A 9,966-nucleotide genomic window follows, 5' to 3' on the forward strand; every position below is an offset into this window, starting at 1 on the left:
ACTCCGACACCCACCCGGTAGGTTGATCCCCGTGACCGGCCGCATCGCCATCGACGACACCGCCCCATCGATCCCAGGCAACCGCCCCGCAAAAGCCGCCGTCGGCGAGGTCTTCCCGGTCCGCGCGGTCGTCTGGCGCGAAGGACACGACGCCGTCGCCGCCACGCTCACCGTCCGCGCCCCGGGCTCGTCCCGCGCGGTCCGCAGCCGGATGACCCCCGACCTGGAGCCGGACGTCTTCAACGGCGCCTTCATCCCTTCCACCCCCGGCATCTGGACATTCCGCATCGAGGGCTGGAGCGACCCCATCGCCACCTGGCGCTCGGCGGTCGAGAAGAAGCTGGCCGTCGGCCAGACCGCCGCCGACCTGGCCAACGATCTGGAGATCGGCGCCCGCCTCTTCGACCGGGCCGCCCAGGCGGTGCCGAAGCGCCAGTTCGAGAAGCTGCGCGCGGTGGCCGCCGCACTCCGCTCGGCCGAGCAGCTACCCGCCAGGGTCGCCCCCGCGTTCGCCACCGACATCGGGGAGATCCTGCGGGCCACCCCGCTGCGCGAGCTGGTCACGCGCGGCCCGCAGCACACCGTGCACGTGGAGCGCAGGCGCGCGCTCTACGGCGCCTGGTACGAGTTCTTCCCGCGCTCCACCGGCGGCCGCGACGCCGAGGGCCGACCGGTGCACGGCACCTTCAAGACCGCGGCGAAGGAGCTGCAGCGGATCGCCGCCATGGGCTTCGACGTGGTCTACCTGCCGCCGGTGCACCCGATCGGCGAGGTCAACCGCAAGGGCCCGAACAACTCGCTGATCGCGGGCCCCGGCGACGTCGGCTCGCCGTGGGCCATCGGCGCGGCCGCGGGCGGCCACGACGCGCTGCACCCCGAGCTCGGCACCGTCCGCGATTTCAAGGCCTTCGTCGCCGCCGCGGCCAAGCTCAACCTCGAGGTCGCGCTCGACCTCGCGCTGCAGTGCGCCCCCGACCACCCGTGGGTCGCGGCGCACCCGGAGTGGTTCACCACGCTGCCGGACGGCACCATCGCCTTCGCCGAGAACCCGCCGAAGAAGTACCAGGACATCTACCCGATCGACTTCGACAACGACCCGGACGGCCTCTACGCCGAGATCCTGCGCGTGGTCCGGCACTGGATCGGGCTCGGCGTGAAGATCTTCCGGGTCGACAACCCGCACACCAAGCCCGCCGACTTCTGGGAGTGGCTGATCACGACGGTGCGCGCGGACGATCCGGACGTGATCTTCCTCTCCGAGGCCTTCACCCGCCCGGCCCGGCTCTACGGGCTGGCCCGGCGCGGCTTCAGCCAGTCCTACACCTACTTCACCTGGCGGGTCGCCAAGTGGGAGCTGACCCAGTTCGGCGAGGAGCTGGCCGCCAAGGCCGACGAGGCCAGGCCCAACCTCTTCGTCAACACCCCGGACATCCTGCACGAATCGCTGCAGCACGGCGGGCCGGGCATGTTCGCCATCCGCGCGGTGCTCGCCGCCACGCTCGCCCCCAGCTGGGGCGTCTACTCCGGCTTCGAGCTCTTCGAGCACGAGGCGGTGCGCCCGGGCAGCGAGGAGTACCTCAACTCGGAGAAGTACGAGCTGCGCCCCCGCGACTTCGCCGGCGCGCTGGCCCGCGGCGAATCGCTGCAGCCCTGGCTGACCAGGCTGAACGAGATCCGGCGCGCCCACCCGGCGTTTCAACAGCTGCGCTACGTGCACTTCCATCACGTGGACAACGACGCGCTGATCGCCTACTCCAAGTTCGACCCGGCCACCGGGGACGCGGTGCTGGTGGTGGTGAACCTGAACCCGTTCGGCGCCGAGCAGGGGCTGGTCTCGCTCGACCTGCCCGCCATCGGCCGGGAGTGGCACGACCGCCCGGTGGTGGTCGACGAGGTCACCGGAGCGGAGTACCACTGGGGCCAGACCAACTACGTCCGGCTGGACCCGCCGCAGGCGGTCGCGCACATCCTCGCGCTGCCCTCGGTGCCGCAGCGGCTGCGCCCGCAACTCGCCCAGCGCCGGACGCTGCGATGAGGCGCCGCGACCTGATGCTGCTGGCCGCGGGCACGCACCACGACCCGCACACCGTGCTCGGCGCGCACGCGCACGCCGACGGCACCGTGGTCCGGGTGCTGCGCCCGCACGCCGAGCGCGTCGCGGTGCGGGTCGGCGGCACCGACCACCCGCTGGAATCGCTCGGCCACGGGGTCTTCGCCGCGGTGCTCCCCTTCCCGCAGCTCGACGACTACCGCGTCCTCGCCACCTACCAGGGCGGCCAGACCGTGCTCACCGCCGACGGCTACCACTTCCTGCCCACGCTCGGCGAGCTCGACCTGCACCTGATCAACGAGGGCAGGCACGAGCGGCTCTGGGACGTGCTCGGCGCGCACCCGCGCCGCTACACCACGCTCGACGGCGAGGTCACCGGCACCTCGTTCGCGGTGTGGGCGCCGAACGCGCGCGGCGTCACCGTGATCGGCGACTTCGACAGCTGGAGCGGCACCAGCGCGCCGATGCGCGCGCTCGGCTCGTCCGGGGTCTGGGAGCTCTTCGTCCCCGGCGTCGGACCGGGCACCAGGTACAAGTACCGGGTGCACGGCGCCGACGGCCGCACCGTCGACCACGCCGACCCGCTCGCCTTCGCCACCGAGCTGCCACCGGCCACCGCCTCCGTGGTCACCGAGAGCAGCTACACCTGGGACGACGCCGCCTGGGTCGGCGCCCGCGCCACCGCCGACCCCACCGCCGCGCCGATGAGCGTCTACGAGGTGCACCTCGGCTCCTGGCGGCCGGGGCTCGGCTACCGCGAACTCGCCGACCAGCTCGCCGAGTACGTCGCCGACGCCGGGTTCACGCACGTCGAACTGCTGCCGGTGGCAGAGCACCCGTTCGGCGGCTCCTGGGGGTACCAGGTCACCTCCTACTACGCCCCGACCTCCCGCTTCGGCAGCCCGGACGATTTCCGCGCCTTCGTGGACCGGCTGCACGCGGCGGGCATCGGCGTCCTGCTGGACTGGGTGCCCGCGCACTTCCCGCGCGACGAGTGGGCGCTGGCCCGCTTCGACGGCGCGCCGCTCTACGAGCACCCCGACCCGCGCCGCGGCGAACAGCTCGACTGGGGCACCTACGTCTTCGACTACGGCCGCAACGAGGTGCGCAACTTCCTGGTCGCCAACGCGCTGTACTGGGTCGAGGAGTTCCACATCGACGGGCTGCGGGTCGACGCCGTCGCCTCCATGCTCTACCTGGACTACTCGCGCGGCGCCGGGCAGTGGGAGCCGAACATCCACGGCGGGCGGGAGAACCTGGAGGCCGTCGACTTCCTGCAAGAGCTCAACGCCACCCTGCACCGGGAGCACCCCGGCGTGGTCACGATCGCCGAGGAGTCGACCGCGTGGCCCGGGGTCACCAGGGGCACCGATGTCGGCGGGCTCGGCTTCACCATGAAGTGGAACATGGGGTGGATGCACGACACCCTCGGCTACCTGGGGCGCGACCCGATCCATCGGTCGTGGCACCACAACGAGGTCACCTTCTCGCTGGTGTACGCGTGGAGCGAGAACTACGTGCTGCCGATCAGCCACGACGAGGTGGTGCACGGGAAGGGCACGCTCTGGACCCGGATGCCCGGTGACGATTTCGCCAAGGCGGCGGGGGTGCGGGCCCTGCTCGCCTACATGTGGGCGCACCCCGGCAAGCAGCTGCTCTTCATGGGGCAGGATTTCGGCCAGTTCCGGGAGTGGTCGCACGAGCGCGGCCTCGACTGGGGTGAGCTGGAGAACCCGCTGCACGCCGGGATTCTCGGCGTCCTCCGCGACCTGAACGCCACCTACCGCGCGCGCCCCGCGCTCTGGAGCCAGGACACCGCCCCCGGCGGATACTCCTGGATCGAGGCGGACGACAGCGCCTCGAACGTCTTGGCGTTCCTCCGCTACGGATCGGACGGCTCGGTCGTGGCCTGCGTCTTCAACTTCTCCGGCGGCGCGCACGGCGAGTACCGTGTCGGACTTCCGCACGTCGGCCGGTGGACCGAGATCCTCAACACCGACGCCGCCGACTACGGCGGTTCCGGAATGGGCAACCTCGGAGGGGTCACCGCAGAACCCCACCCCTGGCACGGTCGCCCCGCCAGCGCGACCGTCGCCCTGGCCCCCAACACCGCCATCTGGCTGGCTCCAGAAAAAGAGTAGAAGAGTTCTTCTCGGGGCCTGACGGCCCCGAACCCCACTGAGCTTCCAGAGTGGTGCGGAGTGGCACACCATCGCGCGGAGCGGCACGCGGGTCCGCGATGCGGCACACCATCGCGCGGAGCAGCGCGTGGGTCCGCGATGCGGCGCTCCATCGCGCGGGGCGGCGCGTGAAGTCCCGCGGTGCGGCGCACCGTCGCGCGGGGCGGTGCGTGGGTCCCGCGGAGCGGGGCGGGTCCGGGCCCGCAGGGCCCGGATTTCACCGTCACCGTGACGCGACCGCCCGAAGGGCGGGAGCGTCAGTAGAGCGCGGCAGCGAGCTTGCGTCGCGCGGCGACGACGAACGGCTCCCCCTGGTCGAACAGCTCGAACAGCTCGAGCAACCGCGTCCGCGCCGCAGTGCGATCATCACCGGCCGTCACCTTGACCGTCCGGATCAACCGATCGAACGCCGCCTCGGGCTGCTGATTGAAAAGCTCGAAATCGGCCGCCCGAACAGCCGCTTCCACATCCGAGGGATTCGCGTCCGCGGTAGCGAGCACCTCCGGCGACAACCCCTGCGCCCGCTCGAGGAACCGCAACTGCCGCAATGCCCCCTTGGCCTCGTCGTTCTCCGGCTCGGCAGCGATGATCGCCTCGTACACCGCCTCGGCCCCGGCCAGATCCCCCCGCTCCAGCGCCTCCTCGGCCGCGGCGAACCGCGGATCCTCCTCCGGCTCCGGCTCCCCCGGCTCGCCACCTTCGAGCTTGCCCGCGACGGCATCGACCACCGCGGTCAGCCACTGCCGCACCTGCGGCTCCGACTGCACCCCTTCGAAATCGGCGAGCGGCTGCCCGGCCGCGATGGCGACGACGGTCGGAATCCCCTGCACCCGCAGCGCCTGCGCGATCCGCATATTGGACTCGGCCTCGACGGCAGCGAGATCCCAGGCCCCGCCGCTCTCGGCGACGAGCGTCTCGAAGAGCCGCACCAGCTCCACGCTGCCGGGGCTGCGCTGCGAGTACAGCACCACCACGACCGGCACCTGCGTGGAGCGGCGCAGCACCCTGGTCTCGAAATCCGCTTCCCCGACGGTGTAATCACCCGACCCGTTGCCCGCACCCGGGGCACCGGCCGGCGGCTGCTTGAGGCTGGACAGGTCGACCGCCCCCGACATGGCAGCGGCAACGGCGGGCGAGGGACGACGACTGGCTGGTCTGGTCACGGATTCAGTTTGTCACGACCCCGCCGGTCGTCACCATCCGATCTACGAGGTGACCTTCGCGGGCTGCGCACCCGCGCGGGTGCCGGGCGCGCTCAGCTCGCCGAGCTTGCCGGTGCGCACCGCCCAGATCTCGAACAGCACGGTGCAGAACGGCGGGATGCTGGAGATCAGCGCCAGCGCCGTCGTTTTCAGGTTCCAGCCCAGCTCGCGGGCGGCGAGCAGCGCGGAGAGCACGAACAGCACGAAGACCGCGCCGTGGATCGGGCCGAAGATCTTCACCCCGATCTCGTTGCCCGGATCCGGGATGTACTTGAAAGCCATGCCGACGAGCAGGCCGAGCCAGGACAGTGCCTCCAGCACGGCGAAGAAGCGGAATCTACCGGCGACGCTGCGCAGATCGAAGAAACCCATGCCGCACATTGTGCCGGATCAACTACAGCAAGTCGTAGTCGATCCGGTCACAACGGACAATCTCGCGAGTTCCTACACCCGCACGATCAGCGCGTCGCCCTGGCCACCGCCGCCGCACAGCGCCGCGGCGCCGACGCCACCACCGCGCCGCTTCAGCTCCAGCACCAGGTGCAGCAGAATCCGCGCCCCGGACATGCCGAGCGGGTGCCCGATCGCGATGGCGCCACCGTTGACGTTCACCTTGGCCGGGTCGATCCCCAGCTTCCTGGTCGACGCGATGCCGACCGCTGCGAAGGCCTCGTTGATCTCGATCAGATCCAGGTCGGCCGGGGCGATCCCCTCGCGCGCACACGCCTTGACGATGGCGTCCGCCGGCTGATCCTGCAGCGTCGAATCCGGCCCGGCGACCACGCCGGCGGCGCCGATCTCGGCCAGCCACTCCAGCCCGAGTGCCTCCGCCTTCGCCTTGCTCATCACGACCACCGCGGCCGCGCCGTCGGAGATCTGCGAGGCGCTGCCCGCGGTGATGGTGCCGGTCTTGCTGAACGCGGGCCGCAGCTTGGCCAGCGACTCCGCCGTCGTGTCGGCCCGAATGCCCTCGTCCTGGCCGATCACCAGCGGGTCACCCTTGCGCTGCGGCACCGAGACCGGCACCACCTCGTCGTCGAAGAGCCCGTTCTTCCAGGCCGCGGCGGCGCGCTGGTGCGAGGCCGCCGCGAAGGCGTCCTGCTCCTCGCGGCTCACGAAGGCGGCCTGGTCGCCGGCGTTGCGCTGCTCGGTGAGCGCGCCCATCGCCTGGTCGGTGAAGATGTCGTAGAGGCCGTCGTAGGCCATGTGGTCGCGCAGCGTGACGTCGCCGTACTTGAAGCCCTCGCGGCTCTTCTCCAGCATGTGCGGCGCCCGGCTCATGGACTCCTGGCCACCGGCGACCACGATCTCGAACTCGCCGGCCCTGATCAGCTGGTCGGCCTGCGCGATGGCGTTGATGCCGGAGAGACAGACCTTGTTCAGGGTCAGCGCGGGCACGCTCATCGGGATGCCGCCTGCCACCGCGGCCTGCCTGGCCGGGATCTGCCCCGCGCCCGCGGTGAGCACCTGGCCCATGATCACGTACTCGACCAGCTCCGGTGCGACCCCGCCGCGCTCCAGCGCCGCCTTGATGGCGACGCCGCCGAGATCCGAGCCGCTGAAGTCCTTGAGTCCGCCGAGCAGCCGCCCGACCGGAGTGCGTGCCCCGGAGACGATCACGGAAGTGGTCACGACGAACCTCACCTTCGTTGTCGAGTTCTGTACTCCACGGTAACCGGTACGACCGCACCACCTGATCGAAGGTCCCGCGCTACCGTCGAGTACGTGAGCAACGTAACCGAATCCGCCACCTCGACCGGAGCGATCGTCCCCGGCGACTACGTCGTCGCAGTGGACCACGCCGGTATCGCCGTGCCCGATCTGGACACCGCCGTCGCCTGGTACGCCGAGCACCTCGGCATGATCGAGACCCATCGGGAGGTGAACGAGTCCCAGGGTGTGCACGAGGCGATGCTTTCGCTGCCGCACGCGCCGGCGGGCGCCACCGCCGTCCAGCTGCTCGCCCCGCTGGACGAGAATTCGACCATCGCGAAGTTCATCGATCGCAACGGTCCCGGCTTGCAACAGCTCGCCTATCGGGTCACCGACATCGAGGCCGTGTCGACCCATCTTCGCGATCGCGGGTTGCGTTTGCTGTACGCCGAGCCGCGCCGTGGAACGGCGGATTCCCGCATCAACTTCATCCACCCGAAGGATGCCGGGGGTGTGCTGATCGAGTTGGTGCAGCCGAAAGCGAATGTCACGAATTAGTATCGGCGGCACGACCGGGAAAATCGGCGAAATCTCCTTCCCGGTCGAGTCACCATCAATCCCCAACACGCTGTAGTTTGTGTGCCATGTCGTCACCCGAGTCCGATCGCAATCGCTTCGTTGCGCTCCCCTTCACCGTTGTGCGCAAGGGTTATGCGCAAGACGAGGTGCGTAACTACTTCGACCGTTTCGATGCCGAGCTGCGCGTCACCGCCACCGACCGCGACGCGGCCGCCGCTCAGGCCCGCAACCTCGCGGCCCAGCTGGAGGATGCCAGGGACGAGATCGACGAGCTCCGCAAGGAGGTCGACCGTCTCTCGGTGCCGCCCACCACCGCCGAGGGCATGTCCGACCGCATCTCCCGGATGCTGCGGCTCGCCTCCGACGAGGCCTCCGAGGTCCGCGCCCTGGCGCAGGCCGAGGCGGCCGAGATGGTCTCCATCGCCGAGCAGCAGGCCACCGAGATGCGGGGCAAGTACGAGTCGCTGCTCTCCGAGACCAAGGAGAAGCGCGAGGCGCTCGAGATCGAGTACGAGCAGACCCTCGCCAACGCGCGCTCCGAGTCCGGCAAGATCATCGAGGCCGCGCAGGCCGAGTCCGATCGCATCGCCAAGGAGGCGGAGGCCAAGCGCAAGGCCGCGCAGCAGGACTTCGAGGTCACCATGGCGGAGCGGCGCACCAAGCTGACCCGCGCCATGGAGGAGCTCGAGGCCACCTCCCGCGCCGAGGCCGCGCAGCGGATCAAGGACGCCACGGACGAGGCCAACCGCCTCATCTCGTCGGCCACCCAGACCTCCGATCGCAAGATCGCGCACGCCAAGGAACTGGCCGAGGAGATGCGCGTGCTGCGCGGGCGGGTGCTCGCCCAGCTGCTCGGCATCCGCGGCCAGCTCGATTCGGTGCCCGCGATGCTCGCCGCGGTCAACCGGGAGAGCGAACTGCTCGACGGTGCTCCGGAGCAGCAGCGCAAGTCCATCGGCAACGGCGCCAAGCCGGTCGCCGGGACGCGCCCGAAGGCCATCCAGGAAGCCGCCGACGAGGACGACGATGTCGTCGAGGAGCGGGAGAACGCCAACCTCAGCAACTGACGTCGGCTTCGACGTGACGGCGACGACGTAGTACCCACGAAGGCCGTCCCAGCAGGGGCGGCCTTCGTGCTGGTATCGCCGGCACGAGTTTCATGACCATCGGCGGGTGATGCGCCGCGTCCCCCGCCCCTCCCAGCAGCCCCGGTGCCAGTGCCGCCGATCGTCCTCCCCGCCGTAGGCGGGCCAGGCGACCAGGTGCGCTACGCCCGGGGCTATTTCGTGGTCACACCCCGGGCAGCGGTACGGCTTGAGCGCACGGCTGCCCGGGATGGTCCGCACGGTGTAGACCTCGTCCCCGTCCGGCCCCGGCTCGCTCCGCCCGAACACGTCACCGAGCGGCCGCGGCGAATCCGTCCGGCGGACGGCACGCGCTTTTCTGCGTGACATGCCGCCCAGGGTAGCGCCGGTTGTCAGAAGAGCCGGAACTCGTTGCTCTCCGTGCCGCGCAGGGCGTTGTAATCGAGGGTCAGGCAGCGGATCCCGCGGTCCTCGGCGAGCGTCCGCGCCTGCGGCTTGATCTGCTGCGCCGCGAACACCCCCGCGACCGGAGCCAGCAGCGGGTCGCGGTTCAGCAGTTCGAGGTAGCGGGTGAGTTGCTCGACCCCGTCGATCTCGCCGCGGCGCTTGATCTCCACCGCCACGGTGGAGCCGGCGGCATCCCGGCAGAGCAGGTCGACCGGCCCGATGGCGGTCATGTACTCCCGCCGCACCAGGGTGTAGCCGGTGCCGAGCGTCTGCACGTGCTCGGCGAGCAACTCCTGCAGGTGCGCCTCGACGCCGTCCTTCACCAGCCCCGGGTCGATGCCGAGGTCGTGCGAGGAGTCGTGCTCGATCGCCTCGATGGTGATCCGGAGCTGCTCCCCGGCCTTGTTGGTGACCACCCAGAGCGCCACAGCGCCCTCGGGGAACTCGGGGGACTCCGGACCACGTGCCTCGACCCAGCAGGGCGGGCTCATCCAATTCAGCGGCTTGTACGAGCCACCGTCGGAATGGACCAGCACCGAGCCGTCGGCTTTCGTCATGAGCAGCCGGCGGGCCATCGGGAGGTGGGCGGTCAGCCGCCCCACGTAGTCGACCTGGCAACGGGCAATCACAAGGCGCACCGGGACGAGTGTAGATTATGGCCCCGGAAACGACCGAAGGCCCCACCAATGAATTGGTGGGGCCTTCGGTGACAATTTGTTCCGGCGGTGTCCTACTCTCCCACACCCTGTCGAGTGCAGTACCATCGGCGC

Annotated in this window: 9 protein-coding genes; 4 read left to right on the forward strand and 5 right to left on the reverse strand. The window is 70.3% G+C overall.

Annotated elements, in window-relative coordinates; translation table 11 throughout:
• Positions 1-31 precede the first annotated feature (31 nt).
• Positions 32-2,035, forward strand: coding sequence for an alpha-1,4-glucan--maltose-1-phosphate maltosyltransferase (locus tag ACFO0B_RS31270; RefSeq protein ID WP_378617226.1), 2,004 nt, complete (start codon positions 32-34; stop codon positions 2,033-2,035).
• A complete protein-coding gene (glgB, locus tag ACFO0B_RS31275) occupies positions 2,032-4,191 on the forward strand; it encodes a 1,4-alpha-glucan branching protein GlgB (protein ID WP_378617228.1) in 2,160 nt (719 codons plus the stop codon). The genes ACFO0B_RS31270 and glgB overlap by 4 nt, the downstream gene beginning before the upstream one ends.
• A 296-nt stretch (positions 4,192-4,487) precedes the next feature.
• On the opposite strand, the gene ACFO0B_RS31280 is transcribed toward glgB, so the two are convergent.
• From ACFO0B_RS31280 to ACFO0B_RS31290, 3 genes are all read right to left on the reverse strand, one after another.
• Positions 4,488-5,345, reverse strand: coding sequence for a tetratricopeptide repeat protein (locus ACFO0B_RS31280; RefSeq protein ID WP_378617314.1), 858 nt, complete (start codon positions 5,343-5,345; stop codon positions 4,488-4,490).
• A gap of 90 nt (positions 5,346-5,435) precedes the next feature.
• Entirely contained in the window at positions 5,436-5,813 is a 378-nt protein-coding gene (locus ACFO0B_RS31285; protein WP_378617230.1) for a DUF3817 domain-containing protein, read from the reverse strand.
• 63 nt (positions 5,814-5,876) lie between these two features.
• On the reverse strand, positions 5,877-7,064 hold the full coding sequence (locus ACFO0B_RS31290; RefSeq protein ID WP_378617232.1) for an acetyl-CoA C-acetyltransferase: 1,188 nt from the start codon (positions 7,062-7,064) through the stop codon (positions 5,877-5,879).
• Between the two features lie 93 nt (positions 7,065-7,157).
• Here ACFO0B_RS31290 and mce point away from each other — a divergent pair, with 93 nt between their 5' ends.
• Entirely contained in the window at positions 7,158-7,643 is a 486-nt protein-coding gene (gene mce / locus ACFO0B_RS31295; RefSeq protein ID WP_378617234.1) for a methylmalonyl-CoA epimerase, read from the forward strand.
• 86 nt (positions 7,644-7,729) lie between these two features.
• Positions 7,730-8,731 carry a hypothetical protein gene (locus tag ACFO0B_RS31300; RefSeq protein ID WP_378617236.1) on the forward strand — a complete coding sequence of 334 codons (1,002 nt, stop codon included), beginning with the start codon at positions 7,730-7,732 and terminating at the stop codon, positions 8,729-8,731.
• Positions 8,732-8,821: 90 nt separating this feature from the next.
• Here ACFO0B_RS31300 and ACFO0B_RS31305 read toward each other — a convergent pair whose 3' ends face one another.
• Together ACFO0B_RS31305 and nucS are read right to left on the reverse strand one after the other, a co-directional pair.
• A complete protein-coding gene (locus tag ACFO0B_RS31305; protein WP_378617238.1) occupies positions 8,822-9,118 on the reverse strand; it encodes an ATP/GTP-binding protein in 297 nt (98 codons plus the stop codon).
• Between the two features lie 23 nt (positions 9,119-9,141).
• The gene (gene nucS / locus ACFO0B_RS31310; RefSeq protein WP_378617240.1) at positions 9,142-9,834 is read right to left on the reverse strand and encodes an endonuclease NucS; all 693 of its coding nucleotides are present in this window, start codon (positions 9,832-9,834) and stop codon (positions 9,142-9,144) included.
• Positions 9,835-9,966: the final 132 nt, after the last annotated feature.

It is taken from the genome of Nocardia jiangsuensis, from assembly GCF_042650385.1.
GTDB classification, from domain to species: Bacteria; Actinomycetota; Actinomycetes; order Mycobacteriales; family Mycobacteriaceae; genus Nocardia; species Nocardia jiangsuensis.